The 19,756-nt window shown below is 54.6% G+C and carries 14 protein-coding genes; 13 read left to right on the top strand and 1 reads right to left on the bottom strand.

Annotated elements, in window-relative coordinates; all coding sequences use genetic code 11:
* The first annotated feature begins 58 nt into the window (after window positions 1-58).
* Window positions 59-1,216, top strand: a complete 1,158-nt coding sequence (locus G6R38_RS25080) for an LEPR-XLL domain-containing protein (protein WP_166831546.1) — start codon at window positions 59-61, stop codon at window positions 1,214-1,216.
* A 279-nt stretch (window positions 1,217-1,495) separates the two neighbouring features.
* On the opposite strand, the gene G6R38_RS25085 is transcribed toward G6R38_RS25080, so the two are convergent.
* Window positions 1,496-6,034: a serine/threonine-protein kinase gene (locus G6R38_RS25085; protein ID WP_166831547.1), complete on the bottom strand. Its 4,539-nt coding sequence runs from the start codon at window positions 6,032-6,034 to the stop codon at window positions 1,496-1,498.
* Between the two features lie 1,316 nt (window positions 6,035-7,350).
* Here G6R38_RS25085 and G6R38_RS25090 point away from each other — a divergent pair.
* The 12 genes from G6R38_RS25090 to G6R38_RS25145 all read left to right on the top strand — a co-directional run bounded on the left by G6R38_RS25090 (window position 7,351) and on the right by G6R38_RS25145 (window position 19,706).
* A complete protein-coding gene (locus G6R38_RS25090) occupies window positions 7,351-8,379 on the top strand; it encodes a phage integrase family protein (RefSeq protein ID WP_166831548.1) in 1,029 nt (342 codons plus the stop codon).
* 293 nt (window positions 8,380-8,672) lie between these two features.
* Window positions 8,673-10,034, top strand: a complete 1,362-nt coding sequence (locus G6R38_RS25095) for a DNA methyltransferase (RefSeq protein WP_166831549.1) — start codon at window positions 8,673-8,675, stop codon at window positions 10,032-10,034.
* Between the two features lie 421 nt (window positions 10,035-10,455).
* A complete protein-coding gene (locus tag G6R38_RS25100) occupies window positions 10,456-10,848 on the top strand; it encodes a hypothetical protein (protein ID WP_166831550.1) in 393 nt (130 codons plus the stop codon).
* Between the two features lie 146 nt (window positions 10,849-10,994).
* A complete protein-coding gene (locus G6R38_RS25105) occupies window positions 10,995-11,447 on the top strand; it encodes a hypothetical protein (protein ID WP_166831551.1) in 453 nt (150 codons plus the stop codon).
* Window positions 11,448-11,496: 49 nt separating this feature from the next.
* A complete protein-coding gene (locus G6R38_RS25110) occupies window positions 11,497-12,333 on the top strand; it encodes a DUF5131 family protein (protein ID WP_166831552.1) in 837 nt (278 codons plus the stop codon).
* A 278-nt stretch (window positions 12,334-12,611) separates the two neighbouring features.
* The gene (locus G6R38_RS25115) at window positions 12,612-13,505 is read left to right on the top strand and encodes an ATP-binding protein (protein WP_166831553.1); all 894 of its coding nucleotides are present in this window, start codon (window positions 12,612-12,614) and stop codon (window positions 13,503-13,505) included.
* Window positions 13,506-13,619: 114 nt separating this feature from the next.
* Window positions 13,620-16,067 carry a DEAD/DEAH box helicase family protein gene (locus G6R38_RS25120; protein ID WP_166831554.1) on the top strand — a complete coding sequence of 816 codons (2,448 nt, stop codon included), beginning with the start codon at window positions 13,620-13,622 and terminating at the stop codon, window positions 16,065-16,067.
* Window positions 16,064-17,455 (top strand): ParB N-terminal domain-containing protein, encoded by a 1,392-nt coding sequence (locus tag G6R38_RS25125; protein WP_166831555.1) that lies wholly within the window; start codon window positions 16,064-16,066, stop codon window positions 17,453-17,455. Before G6R38_RS25120 ends, G6R38_RS25125 begins: the two co-directional genes overlap by 4 nt.
* Window positions 17,456-18,069: 614 nt before the next feature.
* Entirely contained in the window at window positions 18,070-18,375 is a 306-nt protein-coding gene (locus G6R38_RS25130) for a hypothetical protein (RefSeq protein ID WP_166831556.1), read from the top strand.
* Window positions 18,375-18,572, top strand: coding sequence for a hypothetical protein (locus tag G6R38_RS25135; protein ID WP_166831557.1), 198 nt, complete (start codon window positions 18,375-18,377; stop codon window positions 18,570-18,572). The genes G6R38_RS25130 and G6R38_RS25135 overlap by 1 nt, the downstream gene beginning before the upstream one ends.
* 58 nt (window positions 18,573-18,630) lie before the next feature.
* Window positions 18,631-18,858 carry a hypothetical protein gene (locus tag G6R38_RS25140; protein WP_206028719.1) on the top strand — a complete coding sequence of 76 codons (228 nt, stop codon included), beginning with the start codon at window positions 18,631-18,633 and terminating at the stop codon, window positions 18,856-18,858.
* Window positions 18,859-19,271: 413 nt separating this feature from the next.
* Complete coding sequence (locus G6R38_RS25145; protein ID WP_166831559.1) at window positions 19,272-19,706, top strand: hypothetical protein; 435 nt, start codon at window positions 19,272-19,274, stop codon at window positions 19,704-19,706.
* Window positions 19,707-19,756 lie beyond the last annotated feature (50 nt).

The following is a 19,756-nucleotide window of genomic DNA, read 5'->3' on the forward strand; positions in this document are numbered from 1 at the left end:
CGACTAGAACGGGAACAAAACAATGGTTATTGAATGGCTAAAATTACTGTTTCGAAACATGCAAACACAGACTTTGGGACGCGCAGCCGTAAGGCGTCGACGACATTATCGAAGTACTGCTCCGTGTGCGGCAGAAGTTCTCGAACCACGTGTACTACTGAGTGCCGCAAGCGTCAGTGGAACGGTGGTTTCGGAGTCGGCAGTTAACGATGGAAGCTACGAGAGTTTGGTGACCGGCGACTACAACGCCGACGGCATCGACGATTTCTTTTTCTGGAATCCGGAGACTGGTTTCAATCGCTTGGTCGACGGACAGAGTGGTGAGGTGATGACAAACATCGTCGCACCAGGTGCGATCGATGAGTATTCCGAAGCTGCTGCTGGTCAGTTTACGGACCGCGAAGGGCTCAATCCCGGCGAAGAGTTGTTCATTTGGGATCCAGCAACTGGACAGAACTGGGTCTTTACTCTCAGTGTCTCTCCAGAAACTGATGGCGAGGCGATCTACTACGCGTCTGCGCTGGGTTTCGAAAACTCGGTTGTGATGCAGGCGGTCAATGGAAATGATTTTTCCGACGTCGTTGCTGGTCGATTCCGCGGTGTTCAAGGTGAGGCAGAAGACGACCTCTTCTTCTGGAATCCACAAACCGGCCAGAACCGGATCGTCGGCTTCACACGATCGTTCAACAACGACCCAGACTTTGGTGGACCGGCCGGCATACTGATTTCTGATGATCCGCTTCCACGAGCTGCGATTAATGGAACGGACTACACCGAGTTGGCCGTCGGTGATGTGGATGGGAACACGCGGGAGATGGACGAACTGTTCTTCTGGAACCCAGGGACCGGGCGAAATCGGTTGGCTTCATTCATTGAAGGTGAAGTGAGTTCGATTGCCGACAACCCCATTGCGCCCGAGGTGGGCAACGGGAACGCCTATAACAGAGTCGTTATTGGTGATTTTGACGGCGACGGAGACGGAGATCTGTATTTCCAAGACTCAGTGACTGGCAACAATCGCTTTTTGACAAACGAGAGTGTCGATCCAGATTTGATGTTCTCGTTTGAAACAAATGTGGCTGCCCCGGGAGCGGTCAACGGTTTTCCTTTGATTCGTAGTGTGAACCGAGACACCATCGCCGACGATGTCTATCTCTGGGATCCAATTTCCGGCACCAATCGGCTACTGGACCTTATGCCTGTCGATCCACTCTGATGGGAGACCTCCAAATTCGTCGACTGAATCTTTTGCGATGAGATGGATGACCTCCACTCGGTCAAAAGGAAACATCCACAGAAAGGCCATTCCATCGGAACATGTGGGCAGGCTTATCATGCTCTTCAGCAATAGCCGGCGATTGCTTCAGGGACTTGTCGAAGACAGTGACCTTCACTCGGCGGAATTTTCGTAACGACTGGACCAGTTTTTGGGGACAAGCCACGATCATCACTCAGCAATGTGATGCAGCTGATCGATTCGTACGTATTCTCTCGTTCAAGGCGTGATTACTTCAGTTGTGGGTCCGAGTTCCACGAGGCTAATGTCATCGTACCAGACTTTGCCACGCGCCGTGCTACCGTGATGTCCTAGTCGAGGGCCAACCGCGATCTTCCAACGTTCGCGGGTGTCAATTTCTAGAGAAACATAGGTCCAATCGGTCGTTCCCTCGATCGACCGAGTTCTCTCTCTTGTACGCCAGACGGCAAGTCCGGCAGCCCAGTCCTTTCGTTCTCCAGGTTGGACATTTTCGGTTTTGACCCACCCAGCTAGCAAGTAACGCGTAAACGGTTTGACGTCAACTTCCTGGAACACTTGAATATCGTCTAAGATGGTTGAACGTACTTCAAGACTTCTCTGATCAGAGTGCCTGTGTGTTGATGTCGTCTTGCACGCGTGTTTCTGTCTTCGGTACGAGTGCACCCGCCAATGATTTCCGATACCGTCTTCGAAGGACCCTTTGCTAAGTCTATTCACAGGAGTCGCAAGCATCTCAGCTTTAAGTCTGTCTTCCGCGACCGCTGGTCGTGCCGGAACGGTCATCGGTCGCGACTTCGCTTGATCCAACAAATTTTGAAACGCCAAGCGGTGTCCGCGTTCAATCGAGTTGCGCCACTCGGCGTCACATTTCGTGAGCATAGTCCACCAGTGAAACTCGGCAGCAAACCAATCCTTCTCATCAGCAGCAATTTCGGCTTGATTGCGGTGATAATCCAAGGCCGTTTTTCTGCGAAGGTCTGCATCCGTCACCCAAGGATCGTAGTCGGGATTTCTGCGGACGAGCAAGACGCCTTCGACCGTATGGATAATTCTTAACAATCCACGGTTGATTATCGTTTGGGGATCAGGAAGTTCCGGAATGGGTTCACCAACTATTTGGTCGCCGGTTTGGACATTCCACATCAATCTCTTGAATTTATCCTCTGAAATAATCCGGCGCCCGTCCGGGCTGAACCCAACGCTGTGGACAGGGTGGGTATGCCCGCGGAGCGCAATGGTCTCGGTTCCTGTGGCCGCGTCCCAGATTCTGACGGTGTTGTCTAAACTACCGGAGACAATCTGGCGGCCGTCCGGGCTAAACCCGACGCTAGTGAGAGAATCAGTATGGCCGCGGAGTGTGTGGGTCTCGATCCCCGTCGTCGCGTCCCAGACTTTGACGGTGCGGTCCCAACTACCGGAGACAATCCGGCGGTGGCCTGGGTTGAACCCAACACAGGTAACAAAGCTTGTATGTCCGCGGAGCATGAGAAACTCCGTCCCTATGGCCCCGTCCCAGACTTTGACAGCTTTGTCTGCACTACCGGAGACAATCCGGCGGCCGTCTGGGCTGAAACCAACGCTTAAAACACGACTGGTATGTCCACGGAGCGTGAGGGTCTCGGTTCCCGTGGCCGCGTCCCAGACTTTGACGGTGTTGTCTGCACTCCCGGAGACAATCCGGCGGCCGTCCGGGCTGAAACCAACGCTTAAAACACGACTGGTATGTCCACGGAGCGTGAGGGTCTCGGTTCCCGTGGCCGCGTCCCAGGTCCTGACGGTGTCGTCTCCACTCCCGGAGACAATCCGGCGGCCGTCCGGGCTGAACCCAACGCTTTCAACGAAACTGGTATGCCCGCGGAGCGTAAGGGTCTCGGTCCCCGTGTCCACGTCCCAGATTCTGACGGTTCTGTCTGCACTCCCGGAGACAATCCGGCGTCCGTCCGGGCTGAATCCAACGCTATGGACCTCTCCGATATGCCCGCGGAGCGTGAGGGTCTCGTTCCCCGTGGCCGCGTCCCAGACTTTGACGGTATGGTCGTAACTCCCGGAGAGAATCCGGCGCCCGTTCGGGCTGAACGCAACGCTATTAACGAAATGTGTATGCCCGCGGAGCGTGAGCATCTCGGTCCCCGTGGCCGCGTCCCAGACTTTGACGGTGTTGTCGTCACCCCCGGAGACAATCCGGCGCCCGTCCGGGCTGAACCCGACGCTGGTGACATGATCATTATGTCCGCGGAGGGTGTGGTCCTCGTTCCCCGTGTCCGCGTCCCAGACTTTGACGGTGTTATCTTCACTCCCGGAGACAATCCGGCGCCCGTCCGGGCTGAACCCGACGCTGGTGACTGGCTTGGCATGCCCGTGGAGCGTAAGGGTCTCGGTCCCAGTGTCCGCGTCCCAGATTTTGACGATGTTGTCTTCACTCCCGGAGACAATCCAACGCCCGTCCGGGCTGAATACGACGCTGGTGACTGGCTTGGCATGCCCGTGGAGCGTAAGGGTCTCGGTCCCAGTGTCCGCGTCCCAGATTTTGACGGTGTTGTCTTCACTCCCAGAGACAATCCGCCGGCCATTCGGGCTGAACCCAACGCTATTGACAAAATGTACATGCCCGTGGAGCGTAAAGGTCTCGGTCCCCGTAGCCGCGTCCCAGACTTTGACGGTGCTGTCTTCACTCCCGGAGACAATTCGGCGCCCGTCCGGGCTGAACCTGACGCTGGTGACTGGCTTGGAATGCCCGCCGAGCGCGAGGATCTCGGTCCCCGTGGCCGCGTCCCAAACTTTGATCTCCCCCACGTGGTCGACCCTGTATATATCCCTACTACTTGAGACAATCCGGCGGCCGTCCGGGCTGAACTCAACGCTGGTGATTTGCTGGGTATGCCCGCGGAGCGTGAGGATCTCGGTCCCCGTATCCACGTCCCAGACCTTGACTGCGTTGTACTGACAGGAGACAACTCGGTGACCGCCCGGGCTGAATCCGACGCTAACAGCACTGGTATGCCCAGAAAGCGTGAGTGGAGTGCCTTCGGCTTGCCGGGACAGATAATGAGCCTCAAAATCACGCTGATCAAACGGAATGGAATTTAGCGCGACTGCAGCCTGACCGTGGCGATTGGATTCGAGGTGTGCGGTTGCCAAATAGATTTTGCTGTAGTAGAGATTCCGTTCGGCACGCTCACGTTCCTGCCGCTCCGCTTCAGCCAGTCGAACCGCCTGTTTCCGCTGAATCTCGCCTTGCAACGCGTCGAAGTAGGCGAGGATCTCAGCTCCAGACGCGCGTCGACGTTGAGCTGCTTCGTTTTCTCGAGCTTTGGACTCGTCTTGTTTCAGCTTGGCCTGGTAGGCCGCGGTGATCGGGCCACCAATGGCTAGAGCGAGCAGAACAAGGGTCAGGACCGACGTTAGGGTAGCGATTCCCGGATTCCGACGGCACCACCGTCTGGCACGTTCGAACTTGCTGACTGGTCGAGCCTGAATCGGTCGACCTTCCAGAAAACGCTGCAAGTCGTCTGCTAATGCCGCAGTCGATGGGTACCGCTGGTTCGGCTCTTTCTGCAGACATTTCAGACAGATCGTATCCAGGTCTTTCGATTGCTCGGTGTCGCCATTGGAATGCACCTGTGATGGCGGTGACGGTGTTTCTTCCTTGACCTTCCTCAGGACTTCAAACAGCTCGCCGGTAAACGGTGGCTGACCGGCCAGTAGGTGATACAGCGTCGCGCCCAAGGAATAGACATCACTGGCAACGGTGACCCCGGCGGCGTCCTCCGCCTGTTCGGGAGACATATACTGCGGAGTTCCGATACCCACACCGGTCAGCGTTACCCCCCGTTCCTCTGCGAGCTTGGCCAAACCAAAATCCGCGACCAACGCCCGACCAGTTTCGTCTTCGATCAGCACGTTGTCCGGCTTGAGATCACGATGCAAAACGCCGTGCTGATGAGCGGCATGCACACCGGTGGCCACGTCCCGAATAATGGCAGCCGCCCGTTGGCTCTCCTCCGGCCCCGATTGAACGAGTGACTTCAGGCTTCGGCCCTCGACATGCCGCATCGCATAATACGGTTGGCCCTCGACCTCACCCACATCGTACACGGTCACCAGATTGTCGTGATGCAGTCGGGCTGCCGCGTTCGCCTCGACCCGAAACCGCTCGACCGCTTCCTTTCGACCTGGGTCATCTTGAGCTCCAAAGCGGTCGGCCCGAATGACCTTCAGGGCCACGAGACGACCACCCGCGTTGAGTTGCTTGGCTTTGTAGACGACGCCCATTCCGCCGCGGCCTAACTCCTCCAGAACTTCGTAGTCGCCAAAACACTCCGACTGCAGCAGTTCACCGGCGCCCGGTTCGATCCCGGAATCCGGTGTGACAGTCGGTGCAAAAGCTGCGTTTGGGGAGACGAACGTGGAGTCCGCTTCAGACCGAGAGACATCGGGAGTTTCCAACGGTGTCGAGCGATTGACCGTCGACACCCGCTTCGCGGCAAACGTTTCTCGAACAACGTCCACGTACTCCGGATAGCGTTGTTCGTAGTCATCCACCGACACGGCTTCACCCACACGCTGTCGATGCTCGATCTCCACCGACAGCAGCAGAGCCAGCATTTCTCCTCGGAAAGGTGGTTCAACGCTGGCGAGTATTTCGTCGAGCGAACCGGCCGTCCCATTGGCCAACTTTTCGCCGAACTGAATACAGGCTTCCTCGAACAGCATCCGTCGATCCAGGGAACCATCACCGAAATCGGCGTCTTCACGATTCGCAGGCAGCTCGGTCATGGGACTCCCAGAGATTGATCGCTGTCGGGTGGGTTGCAACTGGGAACGACCAACAACAACACGTCATGCAGTTCGCAGAAAGAACCCGAGGCAGAAATGTGCCAGTGAATGCCCTATTAAGGTCACCATCACACACCAATTACAACCGTCTGCAGATAGAGAGAAGAGAAATGGCTAACAAGCCGCTCACCAAAGCTCGGGTAATGCTGGCAAGAAGTTCCCAACTGATGGAGGTTTCGCGAAGACTGCTCATGCAACCAAAATGGCTCGATTCGGCATGTTGGTAAGATAAATTTGAACCCAGTTCAAGACAGCTAATTGTCCTGCGTTTCGTCCACTCCACTGTGCCCGGTAGACTACCGGTAAGCGAGAATCCAGTTTCTCACGTGATTGCCTAAATCCCTGTCAGCTACTGCGTTGCAACACGACCAAAAAATAGGGAACGAAAGCGTTTGCAAACGCTTTTGAGTCGATGTAACGTGTTGTGACTGTTACGGTTTTCAGCTGCGAATTCAGTCGGACGACGATGCCTCTTAATCAGTAGGTTCAAGGTTCAAGTCCTTGCGAGGGCATTTTTAAGTGCTTTCTAGACAACGACTTATGGAGAACTGAGGGGAAGATTAGCGTATCCGATTTATTCTGTTCGGGAACTGTATCCGATTTGGTTACAAACTCCTCCCTCTCGTGATACCACTTCTCTACCTTCCGTCGTTTTCATGTGCTGACGACTGCGCAGCTCCCAGATCAGGGAGTCAATTTCTTCTACCAGCACCCTTGCGCCTTCTTGCGGCACGCTGACTTTCTTTCTGCGGCGTCGCCATCAAACTGATCTACGAATCTCTTCTGCGGAGTCTCCGCACCTGAGCCGGTAGGTTCTGCCGCAGCCTTGACCGAGAAGCTCTCTTATCTTCGTCGTGTTGTCGCAAGCCATGTGACAACTGAGGGATGCGTGTTCCATCGGAAGCTGGGCCCCCCTAAGAGGATCAGCAGCAATTCCGCTCGCCGAATACTTGGATTCGATGGCTGAACCTCTGCTGCAACACGAAATGAGGCAACTTCTGGGCACCCCCTAGTGCGGCGAATCGCACCCGAAACAAGAAAGGAGGTGGACTCAGCAAATTCACGCAGAACAAGTCGAAGTCGAACAGACTGGGCCGCAAGGTCACATGATCCGCACTTCGCAATCCAATTTTTGTAACCCTGACGAGCCTTGGTTCGCCGGGGTTTTTCTTTGACCTCACCTTGCCGAAGAGATCAGCCCGCTCGCACATGTGCTTGTCGAGCTTACTCAAAGGCCAAACAAAAAGGAGACCAGCATGAACGACCAAACTGAGCCATCCACACTCCACGAAGCACTCGATGCCTATGCACAGAGATTGATGTCCGAGCATAAAGCGGAACATTCCTCGTTGGCAACCTTCCAGACTCGCCAACTCATTGTTCGGCAATTGAAAGAGAACCACGATGATCTGCCACTCCACGAAATCACTTTGGATGTTTGCGTGGACATGATCGGTCATTGGCGAGATCGCCCCACCAGTGCCAAGACCGGAAAACCGATTGCTTCTTCGACTGCTCAACGAACGCTCTCCGAACTCATCCGGTTCTTCGGATGGTTGGAAACAACAGATCGATTTGAGTGGTCAGCGCCTTCACATTTCGGGCAGATTCCACGACGGGTGCGGAGGTTGGAGAGTGACCGCAGCGTAAGCCAGCGTGAGATGTTCACTCCCGAGCATCTCGCCATCTTGTATCGGCACGCTACCTCGACGCAGCGACTCATGCTATGCCTTGCCATGAATTGTGGGGTGGGTGCAGCGGAAATGGGCCGTCTAAAAACCAGTGACATCATCTTGGATGACGATGGCCACTTCGTCATCGACCTTCTACCGGGCGAGGGCCTGCTGCGTTTCATGCGACCACAAACTGACACCTACTGCGAGTGGCTGCTCTGGCCCGAGACTGTGGAATTGACACAGTGGGAGACTACTCGTGGGGAAGACTTCGATAGCGATTTGCTGTTCGTGTCCGACAGTGGAAATCCCATGTGGAGAGACTCGTCGAGTCAGCCGGGGGCGGGATTCCGTCATCAGTGGCAACGGCTGCTCAAGGCTGTCGAGGATCAAGGTGTTCCACGGTTGCCGCTGACTGCAATTCGCAAGGGCACGGCGGAAAGGATTCGACGAAAGCACGGAGACGTGATCGCAAGGATGTATCTTGGGCACTCCGCAACATGTCCATCGTTTTGTGATTATGTGAGAAAGCCCTTCTCTCTACTGCACGTTGCGTTGCGAGACCTTCGGGCTGAGTTGGCTTCAGTCTTTCGAGACGACAATGCCAGTTGACCAAATCAGACAACTTCTAAGCGAATCGAACCCGACACGACAGAAAGGAGGAGATAGAGAGACCAGCACTTGATGAGGCGATCCCCGACTAGGGGGTGCCTGAGCCAGTCTGCACGGTCGAGCGGGCCGACCATGTGCCTGTCGCCGCCCGCATTCCAATTCTTGTAACCCGACGTGCGTTGGCACGCCGGGTTTTGTTTTGCCGCAACCAAACTGCTGGAATAGACGCCAAGTCGTCAAAAGCTGGTGCCTTAGCCCTGTTCTCGGTATGTTTTCAATGAAGGAGACCAGACATGAACAGCACGACGAACATTTCCATCAGCGACATCCAGATCGGCGACCGCTTCCGAAAAGACCTCGGCGACATCGACGGACTCGCCCAGTCCATCACCGAAGATGGACTTCTTCAACCAATCGGTGTCACTCCTGATAACCGACTGGTGTTTGGCTACCGGCGTTTGCTGGCTTTCCGAGATGTGTTGAAAAGGGACGAGATTCCTGCTGTCGTCATCGACATCGACAATCTTGCTCGTGGCGAGTACGTCGAGAACACGTTCCGCAAGGATTTGACGGCTTCGGAGATGGTAGCGATCACCGACGCCCTGCGATCCTTTACCCGAGGGGGCGACCGCTGCTCTGAGCAATACCGCAATAACGTTGTAGCCGTCACCAAGAAGCGAGCTTGCGAGATCGTTGGTTGGAAGCTCGACAAGTACGACGACGCCAAGAAAGTTGTTCAGCTTGCGATACCTGAATTGGTGCAATTGATGGACGAAGAGAAGGTCTCACTTCACGCTGCCGCTCGACTGGCCGACGAACCCGAAGACATTCAAAAAGAAGCAGTAAAGAGAGTGGAAGCGGCGACGACCGCAGCCGAACGCCGAGGCATTCTCCGCACCGTGAATAGGATCAAACGAGCAAGACAACGAGCCGAACAACGTCGAGCCGAGTGCGAAGCGCCTGACACCTCCGAGTCGATCCGTTTGTACCACTGCTCATTTCAGAAGTTGACGGAAGTTGCCGGGCTAAAGCCTGCTTCCGTCCATTGCGTGTTGACCGACATTCCCTTCGGCAACGAGTTTCTGTCCCAGATCAATGATCTCGCCCAGTTCGTCGGAGAAGTGTTGGCCGAGGGTGGCGTATTCGTATGCTATGTGGGCCAGCACAAGCTGAACGAGAAGATACGAGCCTTCGACCAGCACCTCAACTACCAATGGATGGGCACGTCCCGCTGGGTCGGTAGATGCAACCAGATGCACTCGCTCAACGTAGTAAGTAACTCGATTCCGTTCGTCGTCTACACCAAAGGCGAACGTGCCCCGAGCAAATGGTCGAAGTGGATCGACACCCTTGAATGTGACAGTCGGGAAAAGGAGTTCCACGAATGGCAGAGACCACTCGCCGAGATGGAAACGCTGCTCCGCAGTTTCACCATGCCGGGAGACCTCGTGGTCGATCCGTGTGGAGGTGGATTCACAACCGCCGCTGCGTGCCAGAACCTCGGACGAAAGTGCATCTCGTGTGACAGCGACAAGGCGAACGTGGTGGTTGGACGACAGCGACTTCGCTCTGAGGCGAAGGAAGAAGTAGTTGAAGTAGAAGGTGAAAAGATCGGCCCGGCGTCCGTGGCACACCTCAGTCACGAAATGGTCTGATCCGAGGAGCATCAAACGCTTGGCATCCCCCAGCAACGAGATACTCCAAAACGCTCGAAGCCGCCGCAGCGATTTGCGTCCCGAACACATCCATCGCCGGGCTTTCTTTTTACTGACGGCCTCTTCAAACGGCGACCTGCCACATGGTCGAACCCGAAAACGGAGATTCGGGGCAGAGACATTTGGGGCACCCCTTAGTACACCGGGTCAAGAGCAACTCATGAGAATAGACGATCACAGCCTCGCTCTCACCGTTGGGGGCACCCTCAAGTACGTCAGGCCGACAGCAACTTTTTGAACGAAGGAGGAATGAACCCGAACACTCGGACTCCACAACACACCGTACCCCGACGACCTTCATCGCCGGGGTTTCTTTATGTCTGCTCAAAGCAGATGCCCTCATTTTAGGAGACCCAAAGACATGACCTCGAAACAATTCCCCCAAGACCTGACATTCGCAGGCGAGCAAATCTATTCGGCTTTTTGGTCTTGGCATGAAAACGGATACATCAACACGCTTGGCGATCTGCTGCGAAAGCTGCGATTGGTCGAATACGACATGGGCCGTTTCGACGGAGACGCACTCATCATCGATCACTGGCAATACCTTCGGGTTGGCATCGATTACGTCGAGTTGTTCGGCAACCCCAATGACCACGACGACGAGCTTCCGCTCACTTTCGAGTACCGTCTTGAAAATGTTGATGAGGACATCATGTACGTCGAGGAACTGATTGAAGGTCTCAGCGAGTCCTTCCTGTTTGACGACCTACCGAAGCCAAAGTGCATGACAGCACAGCAGACAGTCGCCTGACGATCAGGCTCGCATTTCAACTCTTGTGAACCCGGCGATTCCATGCCGGGTTTTTTAATGCCCATACCCAACCGTTGAGAGAAGCCCAATTCGCAATTGCGCATCGGGCGACGCTCCCGATATGTCCCAATCAAGGAGACCATGACATGAAAAGCCGAAAACCCGAGATCGCCCCCGCCGAATACTACGAGTTCATCATCGACCTGCTGTCGTGCAACGACGGCGTGCTGCCCATGACCGAGGTGTTCGACGCCATCAAGCGCCAGTACGGACGGAACTTCTCGACCGCTGATAAGCGGCTCATGAACCTGCCTAACGGCAGCCAGCAACCGAAGTGGAAGAACAACGTTGATTGGGCCAAAGCGACTGGTGCGAGACAGGGAGTGTTGGCCACAGTCACGCACAAAAAGCAAAAGTGGCTCGTCCTGCTTGAAGACGCTGACGACTTCTGGGTGGAGAAAGCTGCAAAAAAGAAGTCCGAGCGATCATTCAAGAAGAAGTGTCGCATGTGCGGACATTGGAATCCATTGAAGAACAAAGTGTGCCCCGAATGCGGTTACGAGTTTCCTCCAACGCCTGAGAAGCGGCGACTGATCTGATGGTTCACTCCGACTCTTGAATTCCCACCTTCCGCAAAGGAGATCACACATGAGTAAGAACACGAAAATCCAATGGTGCGACAGCACCATCAATCCGACGATGGGCTGTGACGGCTGCGAACTTTGGGACACAAACTGTAAGTCCTGTTACGCCGGTATTCTGCACAAGCGATTCGGTGGTGCGACCAAGGGATACGCTCCGAGCTTCGAGGACGTAACGCTCTTCCCCGGTCGCATGGCTGAGGCCGCTCGCTGGTCTGACCTACGGAGGAAGAACCGTCCAGACAAACCGTGGCTGAACGGTCTGCCTCGGCTGATCTTCGTCAGTGACATGTCGGATGCGCTCTCGAAGGTCGTGACGTTCGATTACCTGATGGACGAAGTGATCGCCAACGTCAGCAGTGAGCCGGGGCGACGACACCACTGGCTCTGGCTGACCAAACGCCCGAAGCGCATGGCCGAGTTCTCGGCGTGGCTCAGGGAGCGTGACATCGAGTGGCCGTCCAACGTGTGGGCAGACACAAGTATCACCAACCAGAAAACGACCAGCCGCATCAAGCACCTGCTCGGCGTTGGCGATGAGGGCACGATCCGTTTTCTTTCCGTCGAACCGCAGGTCGAGGAGATCGACCTCAAACAGTGGTTGCGGCAGGTGGACTGGCTCATCCACGGCGGCGAGTCTGGTCACGGCGCACGGCCATTCAACCTGCGATGGGCAACCGACCTGATCGAGCAATGTCGTCGCCACGATGTTGCCTACTTCCTAAAGCAGTTGGGCAGTCACGTCGTCGATGGGGCAAAGCGGCTCGGCTTCGAGGACAACCACGCAGGCGATTGGAAGCAATGGCCCAAGAGCGTGCGAGTGAGGGAGATGCCGAAGCTCTGACTATATCGTGCAACGACGCTCAGAACCGCCGAATTTCGCCATTACAAAATTAACAGTGTTTGTAATGGCAGTGCTTTTCGAAATCTTCAATCGCTTTTTCTTAATTCGCATCTTCTTAGATCACAGTCAGTTACGGCGACTCGTGTTTTGGTTTGCTTTACAAGCCCAAAAATGCCGCCGTACTAATACTCGTAATCAACGACACCTTCCCGAGTCCGATTTCCACATTCCAGTTTCCAGAAAAGTTGGAAATCGGAATTCAGTAAAAGGAATACAGCATGACAACTCACGTCCGCAGCGACCCTACTCCAATCGAATCGCTGAATGGCCGCATTCAACTCATTAGAGACCGAGTGAAGAGTGTCGCCCTTCGCTATCACACGGCCTGCTACCTCGTTGGTAGACCCGGCACTTCCAAAACGTTCACGGTCATGGAAGAACTCAAACATCTGGGCGAGCCATTCGCCTACCGCAACGCACGAATGACTCCCATGGGGTTGTTCGACTTCATCGCCGAGCGCCCTGAGCATGTACTCGTTCTCGACGACATTGGCTCGCTGTTCAAGAGCGACCAAGCGATGCAGATTTTGATGGCCGCAACCAGTGGCGATCCGAGCAAGCCACGGCGTGTCACCTACAAATCCAAGGACAAGCAGCACGACGTAGAGTTCTCAGGAGGCATCATCGCCATCAGCAACGTGGCCCTCCGTCACGATCCGCTGGCTCGTGCATTCGGTAGCCGAGTCGTCGTCTTGGAGCATGAACCGACCGACGAGGAGATCGGTGCGTTCATGCAGCATCTTGCCGCCGAAGGACATGGCGACCTGTCACCCGAAGAATGCCTCGAAGTCGCAGAGTTTGTGATCGAGGAGACAAGGGAGCATGACCGACGCCTCGATCTAAGGCATCTCACGAAGGCGTGGCAAGACTTTCGCCAACATCGGGACGGTTTCACGGGATGTTCGTGGCGAGAACTCGTGCGGACGAGCCTTCAGAAAACCGTGTGCTTGGAACAGGAGTGTCTTTCCAAGGCCGAGCGAATTGAATTGGATCGCCAGCGAGTTCAAGAAGCACTCAGCATGTTTCCAGATGACACTAAGCGTCAACTTGAATACTCCGGTCTTGGGAAGTCTACCTTTTACAAGCGTCGGACCGAAGTTCAGACCATCTGATTCTCAGTAGCCCTCTGCTGCTGATTTCAACTCTTGTACCCCGACTGCGCTAAAGGTGCGCACTCAGCGTAGTCGGCAACTCAAACTGTGCGCATTTTGGAGGAGAAACTCTTTATGACTACTTGGAAACTTCGTAACTACCAGCAGGCTGCCTACGACACCGCTAACGGCGAGCCACGAGTCATCGTGAACATGCCAACTGGTTGGGGCAAGAGCTTCCTACTCTGCGCACTTGCTGCATCGGACCTTCGTGATCCTTTGAGGAAAGTGGTGATCTGTGTTCCCCAGAGGATCATCGCCAAAGGCTTTGTGCGGAAAATGAAAATTGAGCTTCCTGACGGTGACATTGTTGATTGGTCTGTCCCAAGAAATCTCTGCGGGACTTCAACGGCAAAGGTGGATGAATTGACGGACTTTCTCCTCGCCGGTCCTGCGAAGTCTTCGGCAAGGCGAGTTGTTCTCACAACCCATTTGACGCTCTCCTATGCCCTCAACCGATTGAAAGACGAGGAAATGAGCGAGGTTGCAGATGACACCACCTATGTCATCGACGAATCACATCACGTCTCCGCTTCAGAACAGAACAGGAACGTCTTGGGGAATCAGATCATCCGGTTGCTCGATGCTAAAACAGGGGGTCTTAAGATGTGGTTGGCCACGGCCTTTTTCTTTCGTGGCGATCACCTCCCGATCATCAGCGAAGCTCACCTCGCCGAGTTCATTCGGGTTCACGTTCCCTTTGACGAATACTGGAGAATCCTCAAGTACATCAAGAGCTATTCCTACGACTTCGTGACATACAAGGGCACAGTCTTCAAGGAGCTACAGCACCTTCTTCAACAGTCGAATACGCCGACAATCATCTACTGTCCCCCCGAGGGACACAAAATGCTGCTTGGTAAAAGTAAGGCGACCTTCGTCGCTCGGCTGCAACAGATGGCGTGCGAGTGTCTCAAGGCAACGCCGTGGACTTCATTCGATGAAGCATTACTGGAGAAGGCGGTCGTCGTTGATTTGGTCGATCCCGAACAACGCTCAGAGAAAATCCGGTTCGTGGCTGAACACGGCGAACGAGTAGCTGCGATCCTCACGGTCGGTATGTTTCGTGAGGGAGCAGACTGGGTTGAGGCCGCTCGAATCATCGATCTTGTGCCTACCAACTCCGATCAAGACCGGCTTCAACGGTTTGGACGGCTCGTTCGAGACTGCCGTGGGAAACGGCACATCAGCTACTTCAATTTGTTCCCGTTAGTGGTCGACCAGAATGAAGAAGAACGTCGGCGTCAACTGACGAAACTTTACGCTCACTTCCACGCCTCTCTCGTGCTTGAGAACGCTATTGAACCAATTCGAGTTAGGCTTCGGCCTCGTCCCAAACACGGCCCGAAGGAGGCCGTTGGCGATCCCAAGACTTACTTCAATCTGCTCGGCGAGTTCTCAGAGGCTGAGCAAGAGCAGATTATTCGAGACACCTACGAACAGCTTCTCAAATTGCAGACGAAGAAGGATGATGCTGGCCAGACAGCAACCCCCGATGAAGTGCGTACAACCGTCATCAAAGCCCTGAAAGAGAATGGTGTACGGAAGAACCTTGAACCGCTCGCCAAGCAGGTTTTGCTCCTCATGCGGCGAAAAGCGAATGTCTCTGTTCGGACGGACGATCTCGTCGATGGCGGATTTGACAAGGTGTGGTCTACCGACATTTTCAATCCCATCACTGCCTATTCTGCGGGTCTGGGAGGACCGAAGACACTCGCCGAGATTCGAGATGTCGTCGAAGGTGTGTTCGAGCGTAAGTGGCAGGACAACTACAGTCGTATTTGCCATTTACCCGGTCCACCGGATTCGCAGAGTAGTGCCTACTGGTGGTGTACGCATAATCGGACATTGCATTCTCAAGGAAACCTGCCCGAAGCCAAAGTGAAACTGCTGGAGCAGATTTCTTGGTGGACGTGGACGATTAGCGTGTCGGATCGCTGGGAGACCAACTTCGAGATGATTCGTGCGATGGCCCAATGCCCAAAGGCCGGAACGCCAGAATACTCTTGGGTGCGTCAGCAACGGCGATTCCACGATCAGAAAAAGCTCGACGCTGAGAAGATACGCCTTCTCGACTCGATTCCGTGGTGGACGTGGGCAAGTTCGTCGAACAATTGGGATAAGAAGTTCTCTGATGTTGCGGACTTACCCGAGCGACCTGCTCGTGGCACGACATTGTATGACTGGGTCAGGACGCAGCGGAAGGAGTACAAGGCCGGAAGGCTTGCCCCGGAGCGGGCCAAAAAGCTTGAGTCGATCCTGTGGTGGGTTTGGGAAGAACGGCGATCCAGCAAAGACGACGGCCTTGCGAATCTCCGTATCTGCGTCCGAGAGGGCATCGAACTCGGCCACACGAAGCGACAGGTAGCCGAAAAGTGGGCAGAAATTATGGGAGTGGGACGAGATCAGGTCCACAAGTACCTGAGAAAGTCCGAGCCTGCGGTACGGGAGCAGTGGAAGTGTCTCGGGGACGAACGAGGACGACGTAAATCCAACCGTTCCAAGAAGGGAGCAAAATCATGACTACTTCCGATTACCAATTCCTTCCGCCCCTGCTTCCCGAAGAGTTCGAGGCTCTGAAGACATCCATCGCTGAGCGAGGCGTCGATGTGCCGATCATCGTCGATCAGGACGGCAATGTCATCGATGGCTACCATCGTGAGCGGGCCTGCGACGAATTGGGCATCTATTGTCCGAGGGAGATTCGCCACTTCGACAATGAAACAGACAAGCTGGAGTTAATCCTGAGCTTGAACTGCCGTCGTCGGCAACTGAATCGCAAGCAGAAACGCTCTGTGATCGAAGCATATCTGCTCCGTGATCCGCAAATCGCAGACAATTTTCTGGCCGAAATCATCGGCGGCATCTCGAAGAACACCGTCGCCGCCGTCCGAGGAGAGTTGGAAGGAACTTGTCAAATTGACAAGTTCGATGTGCTGCGTGGCCGGGACGGTAAGCAGCGTCCTGTCCAATACAAAAAGATCGTCGCTAACACACAGAAAGAAGTGGATGCCGCCAAGAAGGTCATCGGCGACTTGCCTGACTCATCTGCCGGTAAACTTTTGAATGTCGTCACGGCAAGGAGAGAAGTCGAAACGGAGAAGCGTCGGCAAGACCCATACGACTTCTACCCAACGCCAAGAGGAGCAACCGAAGCTCTTCTGAGAGTTGAACAGTTCTCGAAGGAAGTCTGGGAGCCGGCATGTGGCGAGGGTGCGATCTCTGACGTGTTGAAACAGGCCGGTTACGCCGTCGATTCCTCCGACATTGTGAACCGAGGCTACGGACAAGTTGAGAACTTCCTGACGACCGAGCGCAGAGCGACAGACATCATTACGAACCCACCGTACCGCCAAGGTGATGAGTTTGTCCGAAAAGCCCTTAACATTACGACTCGCAGAGTTGCGATGCTCTTTCAGCTATCGTTCCTGACAAGTGAGAAGAGGCGGGCGATCCTTTCGGAGTCATGCTTGAAGAAGATTTACGTCTTTGAGGACCGAGTGTCGTTGTACAAGGGCGGCAGCGAGTATCGTGGGAATGGTCAGTTAGGCTACGCATGGTTCATCTGGGAACACGGGTATTCCGGTGAGCCGACGATTTCGTGGATCAACTCTCGGTTGGCGGGGGCCATGCTTCGCCCAATTGAAGACACGCTCACCACGAACTCGTCAGCCGATAGAGGCCCCTCGCAAGATGAGTCAGTTGATAGCCACAGCAATGATCTTATTAGGGAACTGTGCATTCACATCTGGGACGCTGACGACATGGACGCATTGATGGACTCCAACAGAATTGTTTCTGAGTGGGCACAGTTGGAAGGTATCTCACTGTCGCTCGCTGAGCGGCTTGTGAAGGAATTGCCCGATGAAGTGCGTAGGCTTCTTGATAATGGTCTGCCGCCAGCAGCCTGAATGCTTTGAGTCCAAAAGGTGTGCAGCCTGCTGAATGTGAGAAGTACCTGAGAAGTCGGGGACTTCTCACTTCAGCGCAGGCACTTTGAGGTCAAAAAAACTGCGGGCCAACAAAGTTCATGCGCATGTGTGACATCTCACTTGAATGGCGATTTTTGCGCACAAATCAATCTTTCTGTTCCAAAACCAATACTTAGTCTCCCAAGCTGGTCGGCTCGCTGCTACTTCAAGACCATTGCCTATTTACCGCTTTGACGACGCTCTTGACGCATTTCGCCTCAATCCTACCATTCGATTGACAACTGAATTGATTCCCCTCGGCAACCGCCGACTAATAGCCATTCGAGTCGCACTCAACTGGCTGGGGAGCGAGTCGGATCAGACCACAGTGAGGGCAACCCGAGTTGCTTCGGCAACAAGCGGATAACCAAGTCGCTCTTGGGAAGCGTGCCCGGCCCGACTCGGCCTGACCCTGAATGCGCTGTAAGGGCAGGCTCATCGCATCACGACGCTACAAATGCGTCCGTGCGATGAGCCTGCCCTTTTTTCATTGGCGGTCTCGCATTTCGCAGGCAGCCTCAACACGTTTTGACTCGAAAGACAAGGAGAAGGAAATGATCTGGCCAAAATACTGGGACGAGAACGAGGCAGACCTACTTCTGGTTCACGCAAACAGAGGAACTGAGGCATGGCACGATGCCACGGATGAGTTCCCGATGAAGCCACCTTCGAGTGGTAAACGGTTGTGGCTGATTCACAGCAATGTTCCTGAGAACTCACCATCGCTCATGTGTTCCATGGAGTGGTACACGGTGGATGAAGTGAGAGAGTTCATTCGACCGCATATCGAACAGGACTACTGGGAAATAGAGAGAGATGAGCTTTCGAGATGTGTCCCACAGCAGGAGGAGGTCGAGTGATGGAGAATCACGATTCGACGCCCCCCAAGCAGTTCACGTTTCTGGACGAAAACCAACGACAGGTGATCTTCACCCCGAAGAAATACGACCCGAAGACCGGTCAACTGATCGGCGTCAACCAGCAAGGGAAGACGATTGCCGTGGCCGTCAAGGATTTCATCATGCCGTATAAGCCAGTTGAATTGGAATGGGACTAGCCCCAACAAACAAGGCTGTTCATGGTGAGCGGCCATTTGCACTGAAAGGATTCCAGAGATGACAAGTGATCAGTCACCCAAGAACGAACCAACACGCATGGACAAGATTAGAGAGTTGTTGGCAGGCTGTAATGCTGACGACGCCATAGAAATCTTGTTGGCGTTGGCGGCAGATTTCGCCAATCGACACTATAGGAACGGCGAAGCACGATGGGCCGACGAAATGCGTGCCATCGAAGAATGTATGGAAGTCATGCAGGAAGTCTTCATGGGCGACGACATTTGAAGGCACTTTTCCCATCGGCATCCTCGGTGCGACATTGCACTGGGGGTGCCGTCACACTTCTTTTAATCACCGTTTGTGACGACCGACATTATATACCTACAACTTTGTCATTGAACAAAAGGAATCAAGAAATGCCAACGCAAGACTCCTGCCCCGATTGTGGTGTGGCCGTGAGCCAATCGCATATCAACCAATGCGACATAGAACGCTGCTCGGTCTGCGGAGGCCAGCGGATCACCTGCGACTGCGAGGGCCACGATCCGATGGCGTCGGCATGGACTGGAGAGTGGCCCATCAACGCCAGCATCAAGAGCGCTGCACTGAGTGGAAGAAAGCGTTTAACGACAAATCTGAGTAACGAGGCACCCCCGAGTGTCGAAGACGCAACATTCACGTCAGCGAGGAAAACTGCCATGAGCAATGAACATCTCAAAGTCCAAATCCAACACGCCAGCGAGGTCGTTCGAGAGGCGCTTCATCAGCCGAAGCCGACGCTCGGCATCGACCTCGATGGCTGCGTGGATGAAGCTCCCGGCTTCTTCCATGTCCTCTCAACGGTCTGGCCGGGCGACGTTCTAGTCATCACATTCCGAAGCGACCGTGCGAAGGCCATCGCCGATCTTGAGAAGCATCGGATTCGCTTCACGGATGTCGTTCTCGTGAACACCTTCGACCAGAAAGCCGAGGTGATCGCCGAGCGGCAGGTGAGCTTCTACATCGACGACCAACCTGAGATGTTAAAGAACGTCTCTGCGAAGACCGCTGTGATGCTGTTTCGGAACGAAGGAAACTTCGACTTCGAGGACAAGAAGTGGATGTTTAGCGACAAGACTGGGAAGCTGATTTAGGATCAAAGGAAAGGATGCGAGTCAGTCGGTCGGCTTGCCGGGCACGGTGA

Origin of the sequence: Thalassoroseus pseudoceratinae, assembly GCF_011634775.1 — a bacterium.
In the GTDB taxonomy this organism is placed as follows: Bacteria; Planctomycetota; Planctomycetia; order Planctomycetales; family Planctomycetaceae; genus Thalassoroseus; species Thalassoroseus pseudoceratinae.

What these genes read in the sequence shown, in the direction of transcription:
- G6R38_RS25135 (WP_166831557.1), top strand. Translation starts at nt 18,375, where the DNA reads ATGGAGAATCACGATTCGACGCCCCCCAAGCAGTTCACGTTTCTGGAC.
- G6R38_RS25080 (WP_166831546.1), top strand. Translation starts at nt 59, where the DNA reads ATGCAAACACAGACTTTGGGACGCGCAGCCGTAAGGCGTCGACGACAT.
- G6R38_RS25095 (WP_166831549.1), top strand. Translation starts at nt 8,673, where the DNA reads ATGAACAGCACGACGAACATTTCCATCAGCGACATCCAGATCGGCGAC.
- G6R38_RS25120 (WP_166831554.1), top strand. Translation starts at nt 13,620, where the DNA reads ATGACTACTTGGAAACTTCGTAACTACCAGCAGGCTGCCTACGACACC.
- G6R38_RS25105 (WP_166831551.1), top strand. Translation starts at nt 10,995, where the DNA reads ATGAAAAGCCGAAAACCCGAGATCGCCCCCGCCGAATACTACGAGTTC.
- G6R38_RS25140 (WP_206028719.1), top strand. Translation starts at nt 18,631, where the DNA reads ATGACAAGTGATCAGTCACCCAAGAACGAACCAACACGCATGGACAAG.
- G6R38_RS25090 (WP_166831548.1), top strand. Translation starts at nt 7,351, where the DNA reads ATGAACGACCAAACTGAGCCATCCACACTCCACGAAGCACTCGATGCC.
- G6R38_RS25145 (WP_166831559.1), top strand. Translation starts at nt 19,272, where the DNA reads ATGAGCAATGAACATCTCAAAGTCCAAATCCAACACGCCAGCGAGGTC.
- G6R38_RS25115 (WP_166831553.1), top strand. Translation starts at nt 12,612, where the DNA reads ATGACAACTCACGTCCGCAGCGACCCTACTCCAATCGAATCGCTGAAT.
- G6R38_RS25110 (WP_166831552.1), top strand. Translation starts at nt 11,497, where the DNA reads ATGAGTAAGAACACGAAAATCCAATGGTGCGACAGCACCATCAATCCG.
- G6R38_RS25130 (WP_166831556.1), top strand. Translation starts at nt 18,070, where the DNA reads ATGATCTGGCCAAAATACTGGGACGAGAACGAGGCAGACCTACTTCTG.
- G6R38_RS25085 (WP_166831547.1), bottom strand. Translation starts at nt 6,034, where the DNA reads ATGACCGAGCTGCCTGCGAATCGTGAAGACGCCGATTTCGGTGATGGT.
- G6R38_RS25125 (WP_166831555.1), top strand. Translation starts at nt 16,064, where the DNA reads ATGACTACTTCCGATTACCAATTCCTTCCGCCCCTGCTTCCCGAAGAG.
- G6R38_RS25100 (WP_166831550.1), top strand. Translation starts at nt 10,456, where the DNA reads ATGACCTCGAAACAATTCCCCCAAGACCTGACATTCGCAGGCGAGCAA.